The sequence below is a fragment of the Streptomyces sp. WAC 01529 genome (assembly GCF_003945545.1).
In the GTDB taxonomy this organism is placed as follows: Bacteria; Actinomycetota; Actinomycetes; order Streptomycetales; family Streptomycetaceae; genus Streptomyces; species Streptomyces anatolicus.
Genome location: NZ_CP029617.1, coordinates 3,162,035 through 3,188,284 on the forward strand (window position 1 = coordinate 3,162,035; position 26,250 = coordinate 3,188,284).

The following is a 26,250-nucleotide window of genomic DNA, read 5'->3' on the forward strand; positions in this document are numbered from 1 at the left end:
TCTCGCGGCGAGGTCGTCGGAGAGGTTCTCGGGGGTGTTCACAGTCACGGCTGGGGCCCTTCGGTGGTCCGCGGTCGATGGGTGGTCCGGTTCCCTGGCGCTGTGGATCTCGTACCTCCGTCAGACAATCTCACCCACCTTAGACCAAATGCCCGAATTGATGGGGTATGGCGAATCTCATCACCCATTCCGCGCCACGCAGGCAACCAATCAGGCCAAGGAAAGCTCCGCCCGAAGTGGCCGTACCTCCGCACCCACCGAGCGGCAACACGAGATCCACCACCGAAGACGCCGACGGGCCGCCCCACGTTGCCCGAGACCCCCGCGACCCGAACCGTGCGCCCTCACAGCCAGCGGCGCAGCACCATCCCGGGAGCGCGGTGCACCAGCCACCCGCTGGCCGCGCCGATCACGGCACCGACGGCCACATCGCTGGGATAGTGCGCACCGGAGTGCACCCGCTCGACCGCGACCGCCACCGCCGGGACCGCGCAGGCGGCGCCCCAGCCGAGGGAGGTTCCGGCGACGGCGGCGGCGAAGCCGACGGCGGCGGCGGTGTGCCCGGAGGGGAACGAGGAGCTGTCCGGGCGGTCGTGGACGCCGTCGTGGGGGATCAGCTCCTCGGGCGGCCTGCGCCGCTCGTAGAGCTGCTTGCACACCGCGTTGGAGGCCAGCTCCGCGACCCCCATGGCGGCAAGGCCCGCGAGCGCGGCCTTCCGTTCCCGGTAGCCGCCGGTGGCGGACATGAGCACCGCCGCGGCCCACCACAGTTTGGTGTGCTCGGCCGCCGACTCCACCGCGGGCAGCACGTGCCGCGTCAGGGGAGAGGTCCAGTGGGCCACGCGACGGGTGAGCCGTTCATCGCCATCTTTGACATCCGCCAAGCCGATCATGTGTGCCAGTTTCCCGCCCCCACACCTGTCATGCACGAATGAGAGATGCATACGGTGCGGTTTCCCGGGCACCTGGAGTTGCAGATTCCAAAAAGTTTTTGGCAACAACAGATGGAGGAGCTGACGTGTCATTCCTGTGGGCCATCATCGCGGGTCTCATCATCGGCGTGATCGCCAAACTCGTCCTGCCGGGACGTCAGCCCATTCCCCTTTGGCTGACGGTCATCCTGGGTATCCTCGGCGCCGTCATCGGCAACGCGCTCGCCAGCGCCTTCGGCGTACGTGACACCGGTGGCATCGACTGGATCAGGCACATCTTCCAGATCGGCGTCGCCGCCGCCCTGATCGCACTGGTCACTCCCCTGTGGGCCCGGCGCGGGGCCCGCCACCACGCCTGATCGGCGCACCCCGCTCGACATGTGAAAAAAGGGGGCGCCCCGAGCCACAAGGCTCGGGGCGCCCCCTTTTCACGTACCGGATACCGGATATCGGATACCGCCGGCAACGCCTACGAATGCGTACGCAACAACGTCCGCATCGTCCGCATCGCCACCGACAGATTCGCCAGATCGAACGCGTCGGAACTCTGGATCTCCTCCAGAGTCGTCCGCGCCCGGCTCAGGATCGGCGCGTTCTTCTCCTCCCACGCCTTGAAGCGCTGCTCCGGCGTGGACTCGCCGCTGCCCGCGGCCAGTACGTCGGCCGTCAGCGCGGCGTGCGCCGCGTACAGGTCCTCGCGGATGGAGGCGCGCGCCATGGACTGCCAGCGGTCGGCCCGCGGCAGCTCGATGATGCGGTCCATGAGCTGGGTGATCCGCAGCCGGTCGGCGAGGTCGTAGTAGACCTCGGCGACGGCCATCGCGTCGGTGCCCACCCGGTCGGCGACCGCGACGATGTCGAGCGCCGGGAAGGCGGAGGAGAACCCGGCGACGCGCTGGGCGAGCGCGTCGGGGACGCCCGCGCCCGTCAGCTCGTCCCGGATGCCCTCGTACCACTCCAGGTCGGAGCCGCGCAGCAGGGTCGGCAGCGCGTCCCAGACCTGGGCGACGCCCTCGCCGAAGAAGTCGATGGTCTCGGCGAGCTGGAGCGGCTGCGGCCGGTTGTTGAGCAGCCAGCGCGAGCCGCGCTCCACGAGGCGGCGCGAGTGGAGCCGCACCCGCGTCTGCACATCGGCGGCGACGACATTGTCGAGCGCCTCGACCGCGTCCCAGACCTCGCTGAGCCCGAAGATCTCCCGCGCGGCCAGCTGGGCCCGCACGATCTCCTCCAGGGAGGCCCCGGTCTCCTCCCGCAGCCGGTGCAGGAAGGTCGAACCGCCGGTGTTCACCGTGTCGTTGACCAGGACGGTCGTGATGATCTCGCGGCGCAGCGCGTGCGCGTCGACCTGCTCGGGGAACCTCTCGCGCAGCGCCTGCGGGAAGTAGGCGTGCAGCAGGCGCCGCAGGTACGCGTCGTCGGGCAGCGTCGTCTGGATCAGCTCGTCGGCGGCCGTGATCTTCGTGTAGGCGAGGAGGACGGCCAGCTCGGGCTGGGTCAGGCCGCGCGTGGAGTTGAGCAGTTCGCGGATCTGCCGGTCGTTCGGCAGGAACTCCAGGCCCCGGTCGAGGTGGCCCTGCTTGCCGAGCCTGCGCATGAAGCGCTGGTGGGCGTGGAGCAGGGACGGCGACTGGGCGACGGCGTTGGCCAGCGCGGTGTTCTGCGCGTAGTTGTTGCGCAGCACCAGGTGCCCGACCTCGTCGGTCATCTCGGCGAGCAGCTTGTTGCGCTGCTTGACGGTCATGTCGCCGTCCGTGACGACCGCGTTGAGCAGGATCTTGATGTTCACCTCGTGGTCGGAGGTGTCCACGCCCGCGCTGTTGTCGATCGCGTCGGTGTTGATGCGGCCACCGGCGCGCGCGAACTCGATGCGGCCCAGCTGGGTCAGACCGAGGTTGCCGCCCTCGCCGACGACCTTGACGCGCAGGTCGGCGCCGTCGACGCGGATCGCGTCGTTCGCCTTGTCGCCGACGTCGGCGTGCGACTCCGCCGACGACTTCACGTACGTACCGATGCCGCCGTTCCACAGCAGGTCGACGGGGGCCTGGAGGATGGCCCGCATCAGGTCGGCCGGGGTCATCTTGGCGACGCCGGACTCGATGCCGAGGGCCTCGCGGATGTGGGCGTTGAGCTGGATCGCCTTGGCGGAGCGCGGGAAGATCCCGCCGCCGTTGGAGAGCAGCTTCTTGTCGTAGTCGGCCCAGGAGGAGCGCGGCAGTTCGAACAGGCGGCGGCGCTCGGCGTAGGAGGTCGCGGCGTCCGGCTTCGGGTCGATGAAGATGTGCCGGTGGTCGAAGGCCGCGATCAGGCGGATGTGCTCCGAGAGGAGCATGCCGTTGCCGAACACGTCACCGGACATGTCGCCGACGCCGACGACCGTGAAGTCCTCGGACTGGGTGTCGCAGCCCAGCTCCCGGAAGTGCCGCTTGACGGACTCCCAGGCGCCGCGGGCGGTGATGCCCATGCCCTTGTGGTCGTAGCCGGCGGAGCCGCCGGAGGCGAAGGCGTCGCCGAGCCAGAAGTCGTACGACTCCGCGACCTGGTTCGCGATGTCCGAGAAGGTCGCGGTGCCCTTGTCGGCGGCGACGACGAGGTAGGTGTCGTCCTCGTCGTGGCGCACCACGTCCGAGGGCGGCACGACCTCACCGGCGACGAGGTTGTCGGTGATGTCGAGCAGTGCCGAGATGAACGTCTTGTAGCAGGCGACGCCTTCCGCCAGCCACGCGTCGCGGTCCTCCGACGGGTCCGGCAGCTGCTTGGCGACGAAGCCGCCCTTGGCGCCGACGGGCACGATGACGGTGTTCTTCACCATCTGCGCCTTGACCAGACCGAGGATCTCCGTACGGAAGTCCTCCTTCCGGTCGGACCAGCGCAGACCGCCGCGCGCGACCTTGCCGAAGCGCAGGTGCACGCCCTCGACGCGCGGCGAGTACACCCAGATCTCGTACGCGGGCCGGGGCGCGGGCAGGTCGGGGATGGCCTGCGGGTCGAACTTCATGGAGACGTACGAGTGCGGCTCGCCGCTCTCCGTGCGCTGGAAGAAGTTGGTCCGCAGGGTCGCCTTGATGACGGTGAGGAAGGACCGCAGGATCCGGTCCTCGTCGAGCGAGGCGACCTGGTCGAGCGCCCCGTCCAGCTCTTCGAGGAGCCCGTCGGTCAGCTCGGTCCCGGCGCGCTGGTGGTCCGGCGACATGCGCGCCTCGAAGAGCGAGACGAGCAGCCGGGTGGTGTGGACGTTGTTGCGGAGGGTGTCCTCCATGTAGTCCTGGCTGAACGTGGAGCCCGCCTGGCGCAGGTACTTGGCGTAGGCCCGGAGGACCATCGCCTGCCGCCAGTTGAGGCCCGCGCGAAGGACCAGCGAGTTGAAGCCGTCGACCTCGGCCGCGCCGGTCCAGGCGGCGGCGAAGGCCTCCTGGAAGCGCTCGCGGCCGTCGTCGCCGAGGTAGTCGCTGCTGCCGTTGGGGGACTTGGGCATGCGCAGCCCGAAGTCGTAGATCCACGCGTGCGTACGGTCGGCGCAGCGCAGCTCGTACGGGCGCTCGTCGGTGACCTCGACGCCGAGGCGCTGGAGGACGGGAAGCACCGCGGAGAGGGAGACCTGCTCGCCGGAGCGGTAGATCTTGAAGCGGCGCTCGCCGGGCGCGGCGCCCACCGGCTCGTAGAGGGAGAGCGCGAAGTCCTTGTCGCCCTTGCCGAGCTGCTCCAGGTGCTGGAGGTCGGCGACGGCGGCGCGCGGCGTGTGGTCGGCCTTGTAGCCCTCGGGGAAGGCGCCCCCGTAGCGGCGCAGGAGTTCGGCGGCGCGCTCCTCGCCGCACTCGGCGGTCAGCGCCTCGGCGAAGCCGTCGGCCCACGAGCGGGCGGCGTCGACGAGCCGTCCCTCGATGCGCTCGACGTCGGCGTCGGAGAGGTCGGGGACCTCGGCGCCCTTCGGCACCCTGACCACGAAGTGGATGCGGGAGAGGATCGACTCCGTGTTCCAGGCGGTGAAGTCGACGCTCGCGCCGTTCAGCTCCTCCTTGAGGATGTCGATGATCCGCAGCCGGACGCCGGTGGTGTAGCGGTCGCGCGGCAGGTAGACGAGGGCGGAGTAGTAGCGCCCGTACTCGTCCTTGCGCAGGTAGAGCCGGAGCCTGCGCCGCTCCTGGAGGTAGAGCACGCTCGTCACGATGGAGCGCAGCTCGTCGGCCGGGGTCTGGAACAGCTCGTCGCGCGGGTAGGTCTCCAGGATCTGGAGCAGGTCGCGCCCGTCGTGGCTGTTGGCCGAGAAGCCCGCGCCCTTGAGCACCTCCGCGACCTTGCGGCGGATGACGGGCACGCGGCGCACGGACTCGGTGTACGCGGCGGACGAGAAGAGCCCGAGGAAGCGGCGCTCACCGATGACGTTGCCCTCGGCGTCGAACTTCTTCACGCCGACGTAGTCGAGGTAGCTGGGCCGGTGGACGGTGGCCCGGCTGTTGGCCTTGGTCAGCACGAGCAGCTTGTGCTCGCGGGCCTTGGCGCGCGCGTCGGCGGGCAGCCGGTTGAAGGACGGGCTTACCGGGTGGTGGTCGTCGCCGTGCTGCGGGTCGGCGCGCAGGATGCCGAGGCCGGTGCCGGGGACGGCGGCGAGCGAGTCGTCGTCCGTGAGGTTGTACTCACGGAAGCCCAGGAAGGTGAAGTGGTTGTCGGCGAGCCAGCGCAGCAGCTCGCGGGCCTCTTCGATCTCCTGGTCGGGCAGGTCGCCGGCGGTGGGCTCGGCGGGCAGCTCGTCGGCGATGCGCAGGGCGGCATCGCGCATCTTCTCCCAGTCCTCGACGGTCTCGCGCACGTCGGACAGGATCCGCAGGAGATCGGCGGCGATCTGCTTCAGGTCCGCGCGGTCGGTCTCGCGGTCCATCTCGACGTGGATCCAGGACTCGACGAGCGCGTCGTGCGGCAGCTCGGCGCCCGCCTCGCCGGTCAGGACCTCCAGGAGCTTGCCGGTCAGATCACGGCGTACGACGACCTGGGGGTGGATGACGACGTGGATGCCGCGGCCCTGGCGGGAGAGTTCGTTGGTGACGGAGTCGACGAGGAAGGGCATGTCGTCGGTGACGACCTCGACCACGGAGTGGCTGCAGGTCCAGCCGTTCTCCTCGACCGTCGGGGTGTGGACCCGTACGTTCGCCGTCCCCTGGGGGCGGTTCTCGGCGAGCCGGTAGTGGGAGAAGGCGGCGCCGAAGACGTCGACCGGGTCGCGGTCGGCGAGGTCCTCGGGGGCCGTGTGCAGGTAGTAACGCCGGAGGAACGCGAGAGCCATGTCCTGGTCCGGCGTGGCCTCGCTCGTCTTCCCGGTCGGTGCACCGCTCGGTAGGCGCCCCCCGGCCGGGCTGTTCTCAGCTACCCGGGCGGCCCGCGCGAGCAGCTCGGTCTTGGCTTCGTCCAGCTTGGTCTGCATTGTCCTCTGGCTCCTGCCGCGCGCCATTGCGCGGCGTAGAAGGAAGTGAAGTGACGTAACGCCCCGGCCCGGGGTCTCCGGACGTGTTCGACGTTATGCCGCGGTGCGGGAAGAGCGGTCGGCTTTCCGCCATTCTCAGCGGTTCCGCTGACGGATGGCCTGCCCGGCCCGATCGGCCGCACCGCGAAGAAGCGTCGGCGAGGGCCCGGGCACGGATGTCATCCGTGTTCCCCGGGCGCAGGGCGGAGGCACCGATGCCTCCGCGGGCTATCGCGACGATCACGGGTCAAGGCTATCGCTCCGGACCGGGTCGGCGTCACGAGCCTTTTGTGTACAAAAGCAGGGGCAGAACCTGGACAGTCTGCACAGTGCGGCCGCGTACGTCCGTCTCCCCCGGGGTGCGCGCCCCTGCCGGCCGCCGCGCGTGCCCGCCCTCTTGGCAAACGGGACGGGGGCGGGCACGTTGAGCGGGACGGAGAACGGACATGCGCGACGGACTCGGGGAGCGAGCACCGATGGCAGCCAAGATCCTCATTGTGACCGGCGACGCGGCTGAGTCGCTGGAAGTCCTCTACCCCTACCAGCGGCTGCGCGAGGAGGGGTACGACGTCCACATCGCCGCCCCGGCCCGCAAGACCCTGCGGTTCGTGGTGCACGACTTCGAACCGGGTTTCGACACCTACACGGAGAAGCCGGGCTACACCTGGCCCGCGGACCTCGCCTTCTCCGAAGTGGATCCCGGCCGGTACGCCGCCCTGGTGATCCCGGGCGGCCGGGCGCCGGAGTATCTGCGCAACGACCCGGAGCTGCGCAAGATCCTCAAGTCCTTCTTCGACGCGGACAAGCCGGTCGCGCAGATCTGCCATGGCCCTCTCCTGACGGCGGCGATCGGCGGCCTGAGCGGCCGCAGGGTCACCGCGTACCCCGCGCTGGAGCTGGACATGCAGACGGCGGGCGCGACCTTCCAGGACGCGGAGGCGGTCGTCGACGGCACCCTGGTCTCGGCCCGCGCCTGGCCGGACCACTCGGGCTGGATGAGGGAGTTCCTGACGGTACTGAGGGCGAAGGCGCCGGTGACGTGAGGCGGGGGTGACGGGGGTGCGGGGCACGCGGGGCGCGGGGCGCGGGTGACGTGGCCCCCTGGTGACATGGACGCCGGGTGACGTGGCCCCCTGCTGGCGCGGGGCGGCCGACGTGGACGCCGGATGGCGTCAGTACGGGCAGCCGGTGGAGCCTGCGCGTCCGCTAGGTATACGGAGTTCCGCGCCCCCGCACCACATCGGTATGCCGATCCTCGCGGATACCGATGCCGGGAGGCGGCCGCGGCGGGCAGGCTCTGTTCTGCGCCGCCTCGCCCGAGCCACGGGAACGGGCGGCGGGGTGCCGACAGCGCCTGGTCCATTCCCCCACGGCTGTCATGGCGAGGCACCCCGCACCCGACTCACGGCCCCCGGCGACGCGGCCGAAGCGGCGCCTGCCCTCGTCGGCGAGGGCAGGCCCGCGCCCACCCGCCCCCGCCGCGAGCGCACACTCCCTCGCCCAGAGGGGCAGGCCCACGCCTCCGGCCGCCCGCCGGGCCCCGAACGCACACTCCCCTCGCCCTACCCCGGAAGGCAGGCCGCGCGCCCACCGTCCCCGCCGCCCACCCGCCCCCGCCGCGAGCGCACACTCCCTCGCCCAGAGGGGCAGGCCCACCCATCCTGGCCGCCCGCAGGCCCCGAGCGCCCCCCTCGGCCTACCCCGGAGGGCAGGCCCGCGCGCCCACCCATCCCGGCCGCCCGCCGGGCCCCGCGCACACTCCCTCGCCCAGAGGGGCAGGCCCACCCATCCTGGCCGCCCGCAGGCCCCGAGCGCCCCCCTCGGCCTACCCCGGAGGGGCAGGCCTGCGCACCCATCCGCCCCCGGCCGCCCGCCGGGCCCCGCTCACACTCCCTCGCCCGCCTACCCCGCGGCCCCGCAGCCCCGCTCCTCCACCGCCGCCCCCGCGATCTCCGCGGCGACCTCCGACGCACCGGCGATCTCCGTGCGCGAGCCCACGCCCAGCTTCGCGAGGATGTGCTCGACATGCGCGTCCGCGGTCCGCTTCGAGATGACCAGGCGCTCCGCGATCTCCCGGTTGGACAGGCCCTGGGCGACCAGGACGGCCACCTCACGCTCCCGCCGGGTCAGCACGTCTCCGGCCGCCCGCCGCCCCGGCCCCCGCTGGGCCGCCGGCCTGCCCGGCGTGTCCGCGTCGGCCCGCACCGCTTCCAGGACCTGCCGGCCGGAGAGCCGCGCCCCCACCGCGTGCCACCGGTCGAACTGCTTGTCGCCCAGCGCCTCCCGCGCCGACTTCCGCGCCGCCTCCTGCTGCTCCAGGAGCGAAGGGAGCATGCCGATGGGGTCACCGCTGAGCCGTCGCGCGTTCTCCGCGTACCCGAAGAGCCACGCGGCCCGCGTATGCCGCCCGGCCCGCGCCGAGGCCCACGCGAGGCCGTGGCAGCACATCGCGGCCACCAGGATCTCGTCGACCTCGCTCGCCGCCTCAAGACCGCGGCACAGCGAGGCGACGCCCGCCTCCCGCTCCCCCACGAGCCACAGCACCAGGCCCTGCGTGGTGAGCGTGGACCCGTAGATCTGCCGCTCGCCGGTGCCCTCCAGCAGCTCAAGACCCTCCGCGCACAGTTCGAGCGCCCCCGCGGTGTCCCCGAGCACGGCCCGCAGCAGAGCCGCTTCGGAGCCCATCACCACCAGGCCGAGGAGGCTGTCGCGCTCGGCCATCCGCCGCCGCACCTCCGCGAGCCGGTCGAGCCCCGTCTCGTCCCCGCACAGCCCGGCGAGCCCGCTGGCGTACGCCTCGGCGAACTGCTCGACGTCCTCATCCCCGGCCCGCGCCGCGCACTCCCGCGCCAGGTCCATCTGCTCGACGGCCGTCGTCAGATCCGCGGTCCACACCGCGAAGGCGCCGCGCACGAGCAGCCCCCACGCCCGCGCCGAACAGTCGTCGGGGACGAGCCCGAGCCCCTTCTCGACCCAGTACCCGCCCTCGGAGAGCGCCCCGAAGGCCCGCCAGTGGGGCCACAGCCGGGCGGCGAGGTGCAGCCCCTCCGCCGCCCGCCCCTCGGGCTCGTACGCGTACTCCAGAGCGGCCCGCAGATCGGCGCTCTCCGCCCGGACCGTGCGGTGCAGCTCCGGCTGCCCGGGGCCGAAGAACCCCTCCTCGAAGCGGCGCCCGAGGTCCCGGTAGTACGCGAAGTGCCGCGCCCGCAGCGCCGCGCCCCCGTCCGCCTCGACCACGCCGAGCCGCTCGGCCCCGTACTCCCTGAGGGTGTCCAGCAGCCGGTAGCGGTTCCCGGACTCACCGAGCCGCTGCACCACGGACTTGTCGACGAGCCCGATCAGCTGCCCGAGCACCTCACCGACGGGCAACTCCCCGCCCCCGCAGACCTGTTCGGCGGCGCCCAGCTCGAAGGAGCCCGCGAAGACCGACAGCCGGGCCCACAGCAACCGCTCCGCCGGAGTGCACAGCTCGTACGACCAGTCGATGGCCGTACGCAGCGTCTGGTGCCGTGACAGAGCGGTGCGCCGCCCTCCGGTGAGCACCTGGAACCGATCGTCGAGCCGCGCCACCAGCTCCTCCATCGACACCGCCCGCAACCGCACCGCGGCCAGCTCCAGGGCCAGCGGAATGCAGTCGAGCCGATGGGTCAGCGTCAGCAACTGCCCGCGATTGCCGTCGTGCGCGGTGAAGCCGGGCACGACACTGGCGGCCCGCTGCGCGAACAGTTCCACGGCGTCGTCCGGCGCGAGCGGCGCGACGGGACAGCAGTGCTCCCCCGGCACGTCCAGCGGCTGCCGGCTGGTCGCGAGCACGCACACGTCGGCGGCCTCGCGCAGCAGGATGTCGGAGAGCATCGCGCACGCGTCGACCAGATGCTCACAGGTGTCGAGCACGATGAGCAGGCGCCGCCCCTGCAAGTGCGCCACGACCGCGTCGAGCGGCGCCATCCCCGGCTGCTCGGGCAGTTCGAGGACCGCGGCGAGCGTGGCGGGGATCAACTCGGGGTCCCGCAGCGCCGAAAGCTCCGCCAGCCAGACCCCGTCGGGGAACCTCTCCCCGAGTCCCGCGGCGGCCCGTAACGCGGTCCGGCTCTTCCCGACACCTCCCGGCCCGACCAGCGTGACCAGACGCGCGTACGCGAACGCGGCCCGCACCTGCGCCAGTTCGTCCGCCCGCCCGACGAACGAGGTCAATTCGGCGGGCAGTTGCCCACCCCGCCGCTGCCCGAAGCCGAAACCCATCGCGCTACCGCCCCCGTCACGTCGTCCGGTACAGAGGATCCCACCTCAGCGTACGCAGAACAGCGCGGAGCGTGAACGGAATCCCCCAACCACCCGCACCGGCCCCCTCGGGCGACGCTCGGGCACCCTCAGGCGGCAAGCCGCTCCGCCACGACCACGGCCTCCTCCAGCGTGTCCACGACGGGCACCCCGGCCAGCTCCAGGCTCCCCCGGCTGTGCGAGCCCCCGGTGTAGAGCACGGCCCGCGCCCCCACGTGCGCGGCGGCCACCGCGTCGTCGACGGCGTCCCCGATCACGACGACCCGCTCGGCGGCGGCGACCACGCCCTCCAGCGCGGCGAGGTGGCGCACCATGCGCTCGGCCTTGCCCGCGTACGAATCGTCGGTGCGCCCGTCGATCCGCACGAAGTGCTCGTGGATCCCGTGCCGCCGCACGATCGGCACCAGGTGCTCGTGCGGGGCGAGCGACAGCAACGACTGCGTACGTCCCTCGGCCCGCCGCCCGGCGAGCAGCTGAGCGGCCCCTTCGGTGAGCCCGCACGCCTCGGCCCGGGCCCAGTAGTGCCGGTGGAAGACGGCGTCCATGACGCGCCACTCGCTCTCGCTCGGCAGCCGCCCCATCAGCCGCTCGTAGAAGAGCGGGATCGGCACGCAGTACAGCTCCCGGTACCGCTCCAGCGTGATCGGCTCGATCCCGATCTCCGCGAAGGAGGCGTTGGTCGCCTCGATCACCGCATGGATGTCATGCAGGAGGGTCCCGTTCCAATCCCAAACGATATGCGCCCCGCGCCGCGTCCCCATCCCTGAAATCTACCCTCCCCGAGGGGCTGGGCACCTGCCCCTACGCCACGGCACCCACGCGCCGATCCGCCCACCCACGACCGCACCACCACGGCGAGACGACGACCCACCCCACACCACGGTGTCATCACGGCGAGACGGCCCCCGCCCCCACACCGACACACCACCACGGCGAGCCGACCAACCGCTCCTACCTCGCCATGTCATCGCAGCGAGACGGGCGGGTCGGTGGGAAAGATCCGCCGCGAAGCGGGCGGCCTGGAACCCCTCACAACCCGCGCCGCCCCGCGGCAACCCCAGTCCCCCAGCCCCCTCAAGGCGCCCCCGCCAGCCCAATCAGCCCGGGAATCTCCTGCGTGGCGAACCAGAGCAGCTCATGGTCCTCCGCCCCGTCCACCACGAACCGCGCGTCATCGTCGCCCTGGTCCGCCGCGCCCAGCGCCGCCGCGGCCGCCGCGACGTCCGCCTCCGCGTCCCCCGCGTCCACGTGCACGGCCGCCACCTTCGCCAGGGGGAGCCCGTCGGCGAGCCGCACCTCTCCGAGCGCCCCCTGGTCGAGCCCCCGGCCGGGGTCCGCCACGGCCGCCCCGTCCGGCACATCGGCCGCGAGCACGACCCGGCGCCGCGGCGCCCCGGGGTCCACCGCCACCAGCCGCAGCGACGCCGTCGCCGCCCGGTTCAGCGCCGCGTACTCCAGCTCCTCGATGTCATCGGAGACGTACCACTCCCGCAGGGCGGGGGTGACGGCGTAAGCGACCAGCGGCCCGGGCCCCAACTCCCCCGCCTTGTACGCCTCAGCGAGCCGGGGCAGGGTCAGAGGAACGTAGACGCGCATGGCTGACCGCTTTCGTTCGTGTACGGAGAAGGCCGTGTCCGTAGAGGGCCGTGTACGTGGAAGGCCTCCAGGATACGTCCGCGAGTCCCCCATCGAGGTGCCCCCACCGCCCCCGCGGCCGTCCACCCGCCTCCACCGATTCACCCGGCACGCCCCGGCAACCACCGCGTCCTCGACCCCTCCGATCCCTCGGATAGGTGAACCACGAAGCCCTCCCCGAAGCACCCCGAGGCCCTTGCACCCTCTCCCGCCGCCCCCGTACAAGATCCCCGGGACAAAAAGTTACCCACCGGTAAAGGCGACGAAGGAGGCACCCCGTGCGCAAGGTGATGACAAGGCCCCGCCCCCGCCCGTCAGCGGCCCGCCCCCCGGCAGGCCGCCCACCCACCCGCAAGGACTCCCGCCGCCCCGCGGACCGCGCCCCCAGGCCCATCCCGGCCAAACCGCCCCCGCACCCCACGGAGGTCTTCACCGAACGCCTCCTGCTGGTCCTCAGCGGCCAGCGCCCCCTGTACTGGGTGGCCCGCCACATCGCCAACACCGCCTTTGACGACCTGGCCCGCCTGGCCGAGCGCACCCCCCTCTGCGCGGACGGCCACCGCCCCACGGTCCACCGGATCGGCCACTACCAGCCGCACCCCGAGGCCTACGAGGTCTTCGCCCGCATCGCGACGGGCCCGAGACTGCGCGCACTGGCGTTCCGCCTGGCCCTCGGCCCGGACCGGAAATGGCGCTGCACAGCGGTGGAAATGGAAAGGACCTGAACCGAAAAAACCTGAGTGGGAGGGGCCGGGAAATCCCGGCGCCCTCCCACTCAGGTCACGGACGAGGCAGCTCGGCCCAAGCCGAGCCCCGCCCCCTCAGAGCGACAGCGACAACGTCACTTCTTGCGCCGCCGCCCGCCCTTCTGAGCCTTGCGCCGCTCCGCGCGGGTCATACCGTCCGCCTCGGAACGCACTCCGGAACCATCCGTGGTGAAGTCGCCCTCATCCACGCCGCCCTCGGCGTTCGGCGCCTGGAAGTGCAGCCGGTCGGGCCGCTGCGGAGCCTCAAGGCCCTTGGCGCGGATCTCGGGCCGCGCCTGGGCCCCGCCACCCGCACCCGCCGGAACCGCGTCCTGCACGCCGCCCTTGGTGAGCGAGGTGGCCGCCGCCGCGTCCTCGACCGGGACCTCCTCGACCTGCTGCTCGACCTGGACCTCCAGGTTGAACAGGTAGCCGACGGACTCCTCCTTGATGCCGTCCATCATGGCGTTGAACATGTCGAAGCCCTCGCGCTGGTACTCGACCAGCGGGTCCTTCTGCGCCATGGCGCGGAGGCCGATGCCCTCCTGGAGGTAGTCCATCTCGTAGAGGTGCTCACGCCACTTGCGGTCGAGCACCGACAGGACGACCCGCCGCTCCAGCTCACGCATGATCTCGGAGCCGAGCTGCTCCTCGCGCGCCGCGTACTGCTCGTGGATGTCGTCCTTGATGGACTCGGAGATGAACTCGGCGGTGAGGCCCGCGCGGTCGCCCGCCGTGTCCTCCAGCTCCTCGATGGTGACCTTGACGGGGTAGAGCTGCCTGAAGGCGCCCCACAGCCGGTCCAGGTCCCACTCCTCGGCGAAGCCCTCGGCGGTCTCGGCGGCGATGTACGCGTCGATGGTGTCGTCCATGAAGTGCGCGATCTGCTCGTGCAGATCCTCGCCCTCCAGGACGCGGCGACGCTCTCCGTAGATGACCTCGCGCTGGCGGTTGAGGACCTCGTCGTACTTCAGGACGTTCTTGCGCGTCTCGAAGTTCTGCTGCTCGACCTGCGACTGGGCGGAGGCGATCGCGCGCGTGACCATCTTGTTCTCGATCGGCACGTCGTCGGGGACGTTGGCCATCGACATGACGCGCTCGACCATCTGCGCCTTGAAGAGCCGCATCAGGTCGTCGCCCAGCGAGAGGTAGAACCGGGACTCGCCCGGGTCGCCCTGGCGGCCGGAACGACCGCGCAGCTGGTTGTCGATACGACGCGACTCGTGCCGCTCGGTACCGAGGACGTACAGCCCGCCGAGGGCCTTGACCTCCTCGAACTCCTGCTTGACGGCCCGCTCGGCCTTCTCCAGGGCGGCGGGCAGCGCCGCGGCCCACTCCTCGACGTGCTCGACGGGGTCGAGGCCGCGCTGGCGCAGCTCCGCCTCGGCGAGGTCGTCGGGGTTGCCGCCGAGCTTGATGTCGGTGCCTCGTCCGGCCATGTTCGTGGCGACGGTGACGGCGCCCTTGCGGCCGGCCTGGGCGACGATGGTCGCCTCACGGTCGTGCTGCTTGGCGTTGAGCACCTCGTGCTGGATGCCCCGCTTGGACAGCTGCTGCGAGAGGTACTCCGACTTCTCCACGGAGGTGGTGCCGACCAGGATCGGCTGCCCCTTCTCGTGCTTCTCCGCGATGTCGTCGACGACGGCGGCGAACTTGGCGACCTCGGTGCGGTAGATCAGGTCGGACTGGTCGGCGCGGACCATCGGCCGGTTCGTCGGGATCGGCACGACGCCCAGCTTGTAGATCTGGTGGAACTCGGCGGCCTCGGTCATGGCCGTACCGGTCATGCCGGAGAGACCGCTGTCGTAGCCCTCGCGCTTGTAGAGGCGGAAGAAGTTCTGGAGGGTGATGGTCGCCAAGGTCTGGTTCTCGTCCTTGATGTCCACCCCTTCCTTCGCCTCGATCGCCTGGTGCATGCCCTCGTTGTAGCGGCGGCCGGCGAGGATACGGCCGGTGTGCTCGTCGACGATCATGACTTCGCCGTCGATGACGACGTAGTCCTTGTCCTTCTTGAAGAGTTCCTTGGCCTTGATGGCGTTGTTGAGGTAGCCCACCAGGGGCGTGTTCACCGACTCGTAGAGGTTGTCGATGCCCAGCCAGTCCTCGACCTTGCTCACGCCGGACTCGTGGATGGCGACGGTGCGCTTCTTCTCGTCGACCTCGTAGTCCCCGGTCTCCTCGATGCCCTTGAGGGGGTTGCCGGGCTCGCCCTTGGTGAGGCGGGTGACGAGCTTGGCGAAGTCGCCGTACCACTTGGTGGCCTGGTCGGCGGGGCCGGAGATGATCAGCGGCGTGCGGGCCTCGTCGACGAGGATCGAGTCGACCTCGTCGACGATCGCGAAGTTGTGGCCGCGCTGCACCAGCTCGTCCTGCGACCACGCCATGTTGTCGCGGAGGTAGTCGAAGCCGAACTCGTTGTTCGTGCCGTAGGTGATGTCGCAGTTGTACTGCTCGCGGCGCTGGGCCGGCGTCATGTTGGCCAGGATGCAGCCGACGCTCAGACCCAGGAACTTGTGGACGCGGCCCATCATCTCGGAGTCGCGCTCGGCCAGGTAGTCGTTGACCGTGATCAGGTGGACGCCCTTGCCGGACAGGGCGTTCAGATACGCGGGCAGGGTGCCGACGAGGGTCTTGCCCTCACCGGTCTTCATCTCGGCCACATAACCCATGTGCAGCGCGGCGCCGCCCATCATCTGGACGTCGTAGTGGCGCTGGCCCAGGACGCGCTTGGCGGCCTCACGGACCGTCGCGAAGGCCTCGGGCAGGAGGTCGTCGAGCGTCTCGCCGTCGGCGTATCGCTCCTTGTACTCCTCGGTCAGCGCGCGCAGCTCGGCGTCGGAGAGGCTGACGAAGTCCTCTTCGATGGAGTTGACCTGGTCCGCGATGCGGTGCAGCTTGCGCAGGATCTTGCCTTCGCCTGCACGCATGATCTTCGAGAGGACGGACACGGGGGTTGGTCTCCTTGCCGGTCGGGCCTGGCATGGTCGGTTTTACTCGTCGGGCAACGGTCATCGTATGCGAGGACCCGGCTGCGCCGGGAGGTCTGCCATGAGGTCAACGGGCGAGGGGCGCCGAAGGTGCCGGGTTGCGCCCACGAGTGCCTCGCGAGTGCCGCGTAAGTGGCGCCCGAGTGATGATCACGAAGGGCCGGTAAAAACACTGGCTCCCAGGACAGCGGCCCCGCATCATCGCTTGATGGAGCCCGTCACACTCACCACCGAACGCCTGAGCCTGCGCGCCTTCACCTCCGAGGACATCGACGAGGTGTACGAGGCCTGCCAGGACCCCGAGATCCAGCGCTGGACCACGATCCCCTCGCCGTACGCGCGCGTGGACGCCGAGCACTTCATCAGCCGCATGGTCCCGGACGGCTGGCGGAACGACCTGGAGTACACCTTCGCCGTACGTCCCCGGGGCGGCGGCCCGCTGATCGCGGCCACCAGCCTGCACCACCCGCGCTCGGGCAGCTGGGAGGTCGGCTTCTGGACGGCCAAGGAGCACCGGGGCCACGGCTATATGACGGAGATCGTGCTGGGCCTCGCCCGCTGGGCCTTCACGGAGCTGGGCTGCACGCGGCTCGAATGGCGCGCGGAGGTCGGCAACGCCGGGTCGCGGGCGGTCGTGGAGAAGGCCGGTTTCACCATCGAGGGTGTTCTCCGCGCGGGTCTGCTGAACAAGGGCACGCTCCGGGACAGCTGGGTGGGCGCCCTGCTGCCCTCGGACATCGCCATGGCCTCCCCGCTGCCGTATCTGCCCGCGAAGCCCTGAGCGGCCGGACTGCCCACGGCTCTTGCGCGGCCGGACTGCCCATGGCACCTGCACGGCCGAAGCGCCCACGGCTCCTGGCAGGGTGGGATATCCCACCCTGCTGTCAGTGGCTGCGCCTATCGTTTCGACCATGACGACCCCGCCGCGCCCCGCCATCGAACTCTCCGCCGACGAGGCCCGCCGCATCGCGCTGCGCGCCCAGGGTTTCCTGGGCGCGCCGGACCGCAAGTCCGGTGTGCGGGGCGTCCTGCGGCACCTCGGCGCGGTCCAGCTCGACACGATCTCGGTCCTGGCTCGCTCGCACGAACTCATTCCGTACGCGCGCCTGGGCGCCGTCGGCCGCGACACGGTCGAAGCGGCGTACTGGACCCAGACCCACGCCTTCGAGTACTGGTCGCACGCCGCGTGCATCCTGCCCGTCGAGGAGTGGCCGCACTTCGCCTTCCGCCGCCGCGCCTACCGCTCCCGCCCGCACTGGCACCACGACCTGCCCGACGGCGCGTATGACCAGGTGGTCAAGCAGCTGCGCGCCGAAGGCCCGCTGACCGCCACGGAGTTGGGCGGCGCGAAGAACAAGGGCGAGTGGTGGGACTGGTCCGACGCGAAGATCGCCGTCGAGCGCGCGCTGATGTACGGCGAGGTGGTGTGCACGGAGCGCCGCTCCTGGAAGCGGGTGTACGACCTGGCGGAGCGCGCGATCCCCGACGCCCTGCTGCACGACGACCTGAGCGACGCGGAGTGCCTGCGCCGCCTGGTACGGCTCGCCGGTGAGGCCCTGGGCGTCGGCACGCGCGCGGACATCGCCGACTACCACCGCCTCAAGGGCGAGCAGTTCGACGCGGTGGTCGCCGACTCGGGCCTGGTGCCCGTGGCGGTCCAGGGCTGGTCCAAGCCTGCCTGGGCGGACCCGAAGGCCCTGGAGACGGCGCCCCGCGGCCGCCACCGCACGACGCTGCTCTCGCCGTTCGACTCCCTGGTCTGGGAGCGGGCGCGCACGGAGCGGATCTTCGGCTTCACCCACCGCCTTGAGGCGTACGTGCCCAAGCCCAAGCGGATACACGGCTATTTCGCGATGCCGCTGCTCGCGGGCGGCAAGCTGCTCGGCCGGGTCGACCCCGCGCGCGAGGGCTCCACGCTGGTGGCCAGGCAGGTCTCGCTCGACACCCCGAAGGCGGTCGCACCGATGGCCCAGGCGCTCCTGGAGGCGGCGTCCTGGGTCGGCTGCGATTCCGTACGGGTGGAGCGGGTGAACCGCCCGGAGCTGACGGCCGACCTGGTGCGCGCCCTTACCTGATCTCCAGGATCTTCTCCCGCATCGCGTAGACCACGGCCTCCATCCTGGAATGCAGCTGCAACTTCTCCAGGATGTTGCGCACGTGGTTCTTCACGGTGTTCTCGGAGATGAACAACTCCTTGGCGATATCGCGGTTGTTCTTCCCCGTGGCTACCAGTTTCAGCACCTCCAGCTCGCGCTCCGTCAGCCGGGGCGCGGGCACGAGTCTGCGCTCGTCGGTGCGCTGGATCATCGACTTGAACTCCGTGAGCAGCTTCGACGCCATCGAGGGGCTGATCTGCGACTGCCCGTCGGCCACCGCCCGGATCGCGGTGGCCACCTCGTCCGTGGAGATCTCCTTGAGGAGATAACCGGTGGCGCCCGCCTTGATCGCGTCGTAGAGGTCGGCTTCCTCATCGCTTATGGTCAGCATGATGATCTTGGCGCTGGGCGCCACCTCCTTGATGGAGGTGCACGCCTCGATCCCGCCGCGCTTCGGCATCCGTACGTCCATGAGCACGATGTCGGGCAGCAGGTCGGCGGCCTTGTCCACCGCCTCGGCGCCGTCGCCCGCCTCGCCCACGACCTGGATGTCCTCCTCGGCGGCGAGGACGATCTCCAGGCCCCGGCGGAAGAGGGCGTGGTCATCCACCACAAGGACCCTGATGGGCTCCTTGCGCGGGGCGCCCGCGTCCGTGCCGATGCCGATGCCGTCCCCGGCACCCTCGTGACGCATCGGTCCGAAGCTGTCCGCCATCGTTCCTCCCCCATGAAGGCCGTGGCCTGTTGTGCCTCTGCCACGCCAACCCGACGCGGCAGCACGCCGGTTGACCGGCCCGCCCATGATTTCATGCCCGGCGCCGGTGCGGTGCGCGCACTGGTCGCACAATGGTGCCCCTGGGGGCGCACGAAGCGCTCCAGGGGCACCACCACGGCGGTCGGCGGACGGCGTCAGCCGCCGAGAGCCCCGCCTCCGCCACCCGTCTCGGCCTGGGCGACCATCGGGTCGGTGTTGAGGCGGATGACGCCGTAGTCGTAGGCGTGCCGTCGGTAGACGACGCTCGGTTCCTTGGATTCGGAGTCGACGAACAAGTAGAAGTCGTGTCCGACCAGTTCCATCTCGTAGAGGGCCTGGTCGAGCGACATGGGCGCCGCGACGTGCGTCTTCTCGCGGACCACGAGGGGGCCTTCGCCCTGGATCTCCAGCGAGCCGATCCTCTTGACCGGCACACCGTCCGGCTCTTCGTCGCGCGCGAGGGTGCCGTCTCCGTTGAGCGTCGCCGCGTCCGGGACGCGCTCGGCGACCTCGGCGGCGGAGAGCCTGCCGGTGCCGCGGCGGTTGTGGCGCTTCTCGTGCTGCTTGCGCAGGCTGGCGTCGAGCTTGGCCGTGGCCAGGTCCAGCGCCGCATACGGATCAGCGGCCGAGGCTTCCGCGCGGATTACGGGTCCGCGTCCGCGGAGTGTGATCTCCACGCGGTCGGAACGGTCGGCCTGACGCGGGTTGGTTTCCTTGGACACCTCGACGTCGAGGCTGATCACCTTGCCGTCGAGCCTCTGGATCTTGTCCAGCTTCAGCTTCTCGGCCACGTGCTTGCGGAACCGCTCGGGCACCTCGGTCTTGCGGCCCTTGACGACGATGTCCACGCAGAACTCCGTTCCCGGATTGCTCCGCTTCGATGGCGGAGCATCTCCCTTTTGCACCAGACCCCGGTGACTGCCGGGGCCTCGGACTCGGTGACTTCCACCTCCTCCTCCCCCGTGGGCGAGATCTCCACCCCACCGGCCCGGGTGATTGCGGAAACCCGTGAAACTCAGGAACCCGTGAACCCATGAACCGGCATTCCGATATGCGAGGTGCGGCGTTCGCCATTCCTCACAACCGAACATATCTCGCCCGGGCGGATGTCGTCACCCTCTACTGCGGCGTACCTCCATTCAGGTGTATCCACCCTCTCATCACCTGCAACGACGTAAGTTCTCCATCAGTTCCGGGTTTATTTCGAAAGACTCCGGTGACGCGGCGACAACGGCGGCACTGATCGCGTTCTCGCGGCCAAATACCGGCTCTCGCACGGCGCCCGTTCCCGGTCCCCGCGCGGCTTCCGCCCACCCACTGCTTTCCATGTGTAGGTCACGTATCGCCCGCGCCGCCTCCGTCAGTGAGGCGCCCGTGGTCATCAGGTCGTCCACGACCACGATCCGGCCACCTTCCGCGAGCAACCGGCCGCCCCCGGCGGTCACCTCCAGGGCACCCGCCAGATTGGCCTGCCGCTGCCGGGAGCCGAGCCCCGACTGGTCGGCCACCGCGCGCCGTTGCCGCAGTACCGCGAGCACTCGCGCCGGGACCCCCGTCCGCCGTAGCTCACCCGCCGCGGCGAGCGCGATCCGCCGCACCGGGTCATGACCGCGCGCCCGCACAGAGGCACGCGCCGACGGCACCGGGACGAGCGACAACGGCACCGTGCGCCCCTGTGATCCGCCGTGTGTGCCGACTACCCACGATCGCGCACCCGTATCACCCCATCCCCGTGTTTCGGCCCGCGGAGCGGCGAGCGCGGCTCCGGCAAGCACGGCCCCGGCCAGCGCCGCCCCCAGCGGCCCGGCGAGCCCGAGGGCGCCACGCTCCTTGTGCGCCAGCAGTACGGCCCGCACCTCGTCCTCGTACGGCGCCGCGGCGAGCACCACCGGCAGCCCCAACGGCTCCGGCGCCGGCCGCACCCGGCGCGGCGCGCGACCGCTCAGAGCCGCCCGGCACCCGCCGCAGAGCGCCGTCCGAGGCCTCCCGCAGCCCCCGCACTCGGCCGGCAGCACCAGGTCGGTCAGGTCCTGCCACCACCCCCGCATGGCCTCCACTGTGCCAAGGCGGGAGCCACGCGACCACCCCTGTGGATAACCCCCTGTGGATAACCGTGTGGCCCCGCTGAACAGCGAGGCCACAGGGGAACCAAGAAGGGAGACGGGCTCACCCCGGATAGACCGGAGCCGAGCCCTCCTTCACCACCGTCTGCCACTGCGACCCCGTCGGCAGCCGCACGATCCCGTCGTCCGAGTGCGCCACCAGCGGCTGCTGCTCGCTCTCGGACGCCGCGATCTCCTTGACGCCCGTGAGACCCGGCAGCGTGGTGCCCGAGAGCACCGACCCGTCGCACTGCACGTACCGCATCTGCTGCACCCCACCGGACTCGCGCCCGACCACCACGAGGCGGCTGCCGCCCGCCCACGACATGGCCGTGACCTCCTCCATCCGCGGCGCCGCCGGGGTGGGATCGAGCACCGAGATCGAGGGCCGCTCACCCTCGCCCCGCTCGACCCGGCCGATCCACAGGGACGTCTTGCCGTCCTTCCCCTCGACCAGCAGCGCGATGCGTACGCCGTCGGCCGACACCCGCACCGACTCGATACGCCCGTCGAGCCCGGGCACCTCGACCTCGACCGGTTCGCCCTCGCCCTGGCCGAGCCAGAGCAGCCGCGGCCGCTTCGGATCCCGGTCCGCCACCCACAGGTCGCCCCTGCCGTCCCAACTGGGCGTGGAGAGACGGTCCTCCTCCGCCTTGGCCTTGCTGCGCACCTGCGGCTTGCCGAGCGTGTCCTCGAGGACCAACGACCCCGTGTACAGCGCCTTCCCGTCGAGCGACACCCCGGCCGCACGCTTCTCGTCGCGCGAGACCGCCGCCGAGCGCAGCGGCTGGTCACCGGTGCCGAGGATGCCGTTCACCGGCTCCGGGTCGGCGGTGCTCCCGGCGTTGGCCGGCATCCGGACCAGCCGGTGCTCCTCGTCGATGAAGTACTGGTAGTCCGGCCGGACGGCGCTGCGATGCGCCGCGACGCTCTCGGCGTGGCTCTGGCTCAGGACACAGAGCATCGAACCGTTGGAACGCTGCAACGTCACCTGCTCGACCCCCGAAGGCGTCAAGTCCTGCAACGTGAAGAGCAGTTGCGCCGCCATCTCCCGGCAACGCGTCTGGCTGGCGTCGTCTGCCTGGCTGTTCAGCCGCACGGTCAGCCGGTTCTGGTCGTCCGGCGTCAGCGATTCGCCGGGGTCCTTGAGCCGCGTACCGCTGCGGAACCTCGAATCCACCACCTGGTCCAGCCAGTTGGTCGGCCCCTCAAGCAGCGCCTTCACCGTCTGCGTCAGCGGGTCGATCCGCTGACGTATGTAGATGGGGTCGGCGACCAGACCCGTCTGCCCGTTCGCACCCGTCCCCGAGGGCCCCGCGAAGTAGTACTTGTTGACGGAGCGGTAGATGCGCTGGAAGTCCGACTCACCGAGCACCACACCCGGCGGCGGCTTGTCGATGCGCCACTCCTTGCGGCCCGGCCCGCCCACCAAACTCAGATGCACGAACTGGCTGTAGGAGGCCTCCTCGGGCCGGTACGCGTGCTGCTTGTCCACCGTCGCGACCTGCTGGCCGGTCAGGGAGAAGCGGCGGCTGCCGTCGGCGTCGTTACCCGCGTTGCCCGCATCCGTGTTCGGGCCGTCGGCGAGCACCGTCGTGGACCCTTCCGGATCCCACTCCTTCGATGCCTCCTTGGTCAGATACTTGCGCGCCATCGCGAACTGCGGATCATCACTGGTCAGCGCCTCGAGAAAGCCCTGCACGATCTCCACGGGCAGCGCGCCCTCGCGGGGCGGCATCGCGTAGACGCGGACCTGCGACTGCGAGTCCGGCCGCTGCGAGGCGTCGACGGACTTCAAATTCCCGCTGTCGGGCATCGAGGCACAGCCCGCCAGGAGCACCCCGCAACCGCCCAGCAGCAGTCCCGTACGCAGCGGACGCCCACGGCGCGCCCGACGGCCGCGCCTCTCCCGCTCAGCGCCCACGAGCACTCTCCCCTTCCCTCGCCGAACCCGCCTCGGCCTCACGTGCCGCCTCCGCCTCCGGCTCCGGCTCCGGCTCCCGCGACCGCGCCTGTGACTCCTGGGGCTGCGGTGGCGCTTGTGACCCCTGCGTCTCCCATGACTCCTGCGCCTGCTGCGCCTGCTGCGCCTGCTGTGACTTCTGCGCCTGCTGTGAGTCGGGTGACGTGGTGGTCCCCCGCTGCGGCGCGGGGGACTCCGAGCCCTCCCGCACCGCGGAAGAAACCTCGTCGTCCGGCGACCGGCGCGACACGACCCGCGACCCGTTGCCGGGCAGCGCCGTCAGATCCACGGCGGCGGCCCGCGCGAGCCGGGGCGCTATCGGCCCCTTCGCCGGCACAGGCGGCGACGCCTTCTGGGACACCGCGGCCGCCTGCGCGGGCACGGTCGCCAACTTGTTCCCCCCGCCGAGCGGCAGCCCCGCGTCGTTCAGCCCGCGGTGGCGCCGCGAGTCATCGGGCTCCAGCGGAATCGGCGAGCCCCGCAACGGCTCGTCCGCCGTCCTCGGCAACGTGAGCCTGAACTGCGAACCGCCCCCCGGCTCCCCCCACGCCTGAAGCCACCCGCCGTGCAGCCGCGCGTCCTCCAGCGCGATGGAGAGCCCGAGCCCCGTACCACCGGTGGTACGCGCGCGTGCCGGATCCGCCCGCCAGAAGCGGCTGAACACCCGGGTCGCCTCGCCGGGCTTGAGCCCCACTCCGTAATCCCGCACCGCGACCGCCACCGCCCCGCCCGCGGCGGCGAGCCGCACCACGACGTCCTTGCCCTCGCCGTGCTCCACAGCGTTGACCACGAGATTGCGCAGCACCCGCTCCACGCGCCGGGCATCCGCCTCGGCGACCACGGGCTGCTGATCCCCGACGACCCGTATGTGCGTGCCCTTGCGCTCGGCGAGCATCTCCGCGCCACCGACCACCCTGCGGACGACCTCGCGAAGATCTATCGCCTCCGCCTCCAGCGCCGCCGCCCCCGCGTCGAACCGGCTGATCTCCAGCAGATCCGCCAGCAGCAACTCGAACCGGTCCAGCTGATCGGCGAGCAACTCCGCCGACCGCGCGGTCACCGGATCGAAGTCCACCCGCGCCTCATGAATCACATCCGCGGCCATGCGCACGGTCGTCAACGGCGTACGCAGCTCATGCGACACGTCCGACACGAACCGCCGCTGCATCCGCGACAACTCCTCCAGCTGCTGGATCTTCAACTGAAGGTTCTGCGCCATCTTGTTGAAGGCCTCACCGAGCCGCGCGATGTCGTCCTCACCGGTCACCTTCATACGTTCCTGAAGGCGCCCGGCGGAGAGCCGCTCGGCGATGCCCGCCGCCATGCGGACAGGCGTGACCACCTGGCGCACCACCAGCCAGGCGATGGCCCCCAGGAGCACCACGACGAAGAGCCCGGCGGTCGCCAGAGTGGTCCTGACCAGGTTGAGGGACTCCTCCTCCTGCGTCAGCGGGAAGAGGTAGTAGAGCTGGTACGGGTCGCCGTTGAGGTCGTTCAGCCGCTTGCCGATCACCAGACCCGGCTGGGCCTCACGCCCGTCGTCGTACTCGATGCGCGTATTGGCCTGGAAGACCTCCGTGCCCTTGTCGACCCGCCCGCGCAGCTCCTCCGGCACGCTCAGGATCGGCTCCACGCCACCCGAGGCCCGCGAACCGCGCACGCTTCCCGCGTCGCTCGTGGAGGTCAGCGTCACCACCGCGAACGCGTTCTGCCCGCCGCTGGACAGCTGCTCCACGAGGTCGGACATCCACACGGCGGCGTTCCGCCCGTCGACCGTGCTGCCGTCCGGCCCCTGGCCCTGCCCCTGCTCAGTGCTCTGCCGCGCCGCGTTCACACTGTCCTGGGCCGCCCGGAAACCTCCGTCGGCCTGGCTCTGCGACGCCTTCACCTTCGCCTTGAGCAGGCCGTTGTTCACCGAGCTCATGACGGCGAAGCCCAGCATGAGAACCACGCCGAGCGACATCAACAGGGTCGTGACCACGACCTTCAGCTGGATATTGCGCCGCCACAGCCGCACGGCCGGCAGCAGCGGGCGGCGCACCCAGCGCACGAAGAGCCGCAACACCGGGCTGCCCTGCACCCCGCCCTGCAACAAGAGCCCGCCGTCGACGAGCCGCCCGAACCGCGACGCGCGCCGCGCCGGTCCAGTCCGCCCCGAACGAGCCCCCGGACCGCCGGGCGCCGAGGAGGAACTGTCCCGCGACATGTCAGCTCGGTCCGGCCTTGTAACCGACGCCCCGGACGGTCACCACGATCTCCGGCCGCTCCGGGTCCCGCTCCACCTTGGAGCGCAGCCGCTGGACGTGCACGTTCACCAGACGGGTGTCCGCCGCGTGCCGATAGCCCCAGACCTGCTCGAGCAGCACCTCACGCGTGAACACCTGCCACGGCTTGCGCGCCAGCGCCACCAGCAGATCGAACTCCAGCGGCGTCAGCGCGATCGACTGCCCCTCCCGCTTCACGGAGTGCCCCGCCACATCGATGACCAGGTCACCTATGGCGAGCTGCTCCGGCGCGGGCTCCTCCGACCTCCGCAGCCGCGCCCTGATCCGGGCCACCAGCTCCTTCGGCTTGAACGGCTTGACGATGTAGTCATCCGCCCCCGACTCCAGACCGACCACCACATCCACGGTGTCGCTCTTGGCCGTGAGCATGACGATCGGCACCCCGGACTCCGCCCTGATCAGGCGGCACACCTCGATGCCATCGCGCCCCGGCAGCATCAGGTCGAGCAGCACAAGATCGGGCTTGGCCTCCCGAAAAGCGGCCAGCGCCTTGTCGCCATCAGCTACGAACGACGGCTCAAAACCTTCACCACGCAGCACAATCCCGAGCATCTCGGCCAGTGCGGTGTCGTCGTCGACGACAAGGACTCGTCCCTTCATGCCTGACATCATCCCATTCTCGTAACAGTGACTGGGCTGCTGGTGAGTGAGGTCACTGACCTGTGACGATAGTCGTATCGGGCCATCACTCTGCGCCGATCAGCCGCTGGGGACACATTCGGACCAGGTCGGTAACGGACGCCGGACGGCCCCACCCATGACACCTCGTCCCCCGCGGAACCCCCCGTCTCAGGGCAGGGACCACCCGTGACACGTCAGTCCGAGACGGCCGCCGGCATCCCCGCCAGCCCCAGAATCCGGACAGCACGGCACCCCTCAGCCCAGCCCCGAGGAAGCCCCGGGGCCATCCCCGAAGGAGCCCCGGGGCCGTGCCACAGCGCCCGGGCCGGAAGCCGCGCCCCGCCCTCGGCACGGCCCCCAACCCCAGCCCCCTGCGCCTCCGCCTGCACCTACGCT

General features: G+C 70.9%; 17 protein-coding genes. 5 read left to right on the top strand and 12 right to left on the bottom strand.

Going from position 1 to position 26,250, the window contains the following annotated elements; genetic code table 11:
• Window positions 1–344: 344 nt before the first annotated feature.
• Complete coding sequence (locus DMA15_RS14175) at window positions 345–893, bottom strand: phosphatase PAP2 family protein (RefSeq protein ID WP_125513109.1); 549 nt, start codon at window positions 891–893, stop codon at window positions 345–347.
• Between the two features lie 125 nt (window positions 894–1,018).
• On the opposite strand from DMA15_RS14175, the gene DMA15_RS14180 reads away from it, so the two are divergent.
• Window positions 1,019–1,291, top strand: coding sequence for a GlsB/YeaQ/YmgE family stress response membrane protein (locus tag DMA15_RS14180; protein WP_125513110.1), 273 nt, complete (start codon window positions 1,019–1,021; stop codon window positions 1,289–1,291).
• Window positions 1,292–1,401: 110 nt separating this feature from the next.
• Here the strand turns inward: DMA15_RS14180 and DMA15_RS14185 are convergent, their stop codons facing one another.
• Window positions 1,402–6,345 carry an NAD-glutamate dehydrogenase gene (locus tag DMA15_RS14185; RefSeq protein WP_125513111.1) on the bottom strand — a complete coding sequence of 1,648 codons (4,944 nt, stop codon included), beginning with the start codon at window positions 6,343–6,345 and terminating at the stop codon, window positions 1,402–1,404.
• 515 nt (window positions 6,346–6,860) lie between these two features.
• Here DMA15_RS14185 and DMA15_RS14190 point away from each other — a divergent pair.
• On the top strand, window positions 6,861–7,427 hold the full coding sequence (locus DMA15_RS14190; RefSeq protein WP_125513112.1) for a DJ-1/PfpI family protein: 567 nt from the start codon (window positions 6,861–6,863) through the stop codon (window positions 7,425–7,427).
• A gap of 859 nt (window positions 7,428–8,286) precedes the next feature.
• Here the strand turns inward: DMA15_RS14190 and DMA15_RS14195 are convergent.
• The 3 genes from DMA15_RS14195 to DMA15_RS14205 form a co-directional block, all read right to left on the bottom strand.
• Entirely contained in the window at window positions 8,287–10,626 is a 2,340-nt protein-coding gene (locus DMA15_RS14195) for a LuxR C-terminal-related transcriptional regulator (RefSeq protein WP_125513113.1), read from the bottom strand.
• 128 nt (window positions 10,627–10,754) lie between these two features.
• A complete protein-coding gene (locus DMA15_RS14200) occupies window positions 10,755–11,426 on the bottom strand; it encodes an HAD family hydrolase (RefSeq protein WP_125513114.1) in 672 nt (223 codons plus the stop codon).
• A 313-nt stretch (window positions 11,427–11,739) separates the two neighbouring features.
• Window positions 11,740–12,261, bottom strand: a complete 522-nt coding sequence (locus DMA15_RS14205) for a hypothetical protein (protein ID WP_125513115.1) — start codon at window positions 12,259–12,261, stop codon at window positions 11,740–11,742.
• 317 nt (window positions 12,262–12,578) lie between these two features.
• Between DMA15_RS14205 and DMA15_RS14210 the strand changes: the two genes are divergently transcribed.
• The gene (locus DMA15_RS14210; RefSeq protein WP_125513116.1) at window positions 12,579–13,025 is read left to right on the top strand and encodes an Rv3235 family protein; all 447 of its coding nucleotides are present in this window, start codon (window positions 12,579–12,581) and stop codon (window positions 13,023–13,025) included.
• Between the two features lie 116 nt (window positions 13,026–13,141).
• On the opposite strand, the gene secA is transcribed toward DMA15_RS14210, so the two are convergent.
• Window positions 13,142–15,994: a preprotein translocase subunit SecA gene (gene secA / locus DMA15_RS14215; protein WP_125513117.1), complete on the bottom strand. Its 2,853-nt coding sequence runs from the start codon at window positions 15,992–15,994 to the stop codon at window positions 13,142–13,144.
• A 247-nt stretch (window positions 15,995–16,241) separates the two neighbouring features.
• Between secA and DMA15_RS14220 the strand changes: the two genes are divergently transcribed.
• Together DMA15_RS14220 and DMA15_RS14225 are read left to right on the top strand one after the other, a co-directional pair.
• Complete coding sequence (locus DMA15_RS14220; RefSeq protein ID WP_125513118.1) at window positions 16,242–16,814, top strand: GNAT family N-acetyltransferase; 573 nt, start codon at window positions 16,242–16,244, stop codon at window positions 16,812–16,814.
• 130 nt (window positions 16,815–16,944) lie between these two features.
• Window positions 16,945–18,108 carry a crosslink repair DNA glycosylase YcaQ family protein gene (locus DMA15_RS14225; protein ID WP_125513119.1) on the top strand — a complete coding sequence of 388 codons (1,164 nt, stop codon included), beginning with the start codon at window positions 16,945–16,947 and terminating at the stop codon, window positions 18,106–18,108.
• Here DMA15_RS14225 and DMA15_RS14230 read toward each other — a convergent pair.
• From DMA15_RS14230 to mtrA, 6 genes are all read right to left on the bottom strand, one after another.
• Entirely contained in the window at window positions 18,101–18,844 is a 744-nt protein-coding gene (locus tag DMA15_RS14230) for a response regulator transcription factor (protein ID WP_125513120.1), read from the bottom strand. The genes DMA15_RS14225 and DMA15_RS14230 overlap by 8 nt on opposite strands.
• Before the next feature lie 194 nt (window positions 18,845–19,038).
• Window positions 19,039–19,788 (bottom strand): ribosome-associated translation inhibitor RaiA, encoded by a 750-nt coding sequence (gene raiA / locus DMA15_RS14235; protein ID WP_125513121.1) that lies wholly within the window; start codon window positions 19,786–19,788, stop codon window positions 19,039–19,041.
• A 255-nt stretch (window positions 19,789–20,043) separates the two neighbouring features.
• The gene (locus tag DMA15_RS14240; RefSeq protein WP_125513122.1) at window positions 20,044–20,931 is read right to left on the bottom strand and encodes a ComF family protein; all 888 of its coding nucleotides are present in this window, start codon (window positions 20,929–20,931) and stop codon (window positions 20,044–20,046) included.
• Between the two features lie 118 nt (window positions 20,932–21,049).
• Window positions 21,050–22,801, bottom strand: coding sequence for an LpqB family beta-propeller domain-containing protein (locus DMA15_RS14245; RefSeq protein WP_125517776.1), 1,752 nt, complete (start codon window positions 22,799–22,801; stop codon window positions 21,050–21,052).
• Window positions 22,802–22,898: 97 nt separating this feature from the next.
• On the bottom strand, window positions 22,899–25,154 hold the full coding sequence (gene mtrB / locus DMA15_RS14250) for an MtrAB system histidine kinase MtrB (RefSeq protein ID WP_125513123.1): 2,256 nt from the start codon (window positions 25,152–25,154) through the stop codon (window positions 22,899–22,901).
• Window position 25,155: 1 nt separating this feature from the next.
• On the bottom strand, window positions 25,156–25,845 hold the full coding sequence (gene mtrA / locus DMA15_RS14255; RefSeq protein WP_198502768.1) for a two-component system response regulator MtrA: 690 nt from the start codon (window positions 25,843–25,845) through the stop codon (window positions 25,156–25,158).
• Window positions 25,846–26,250: the final 405 nt, after the last annotated feature.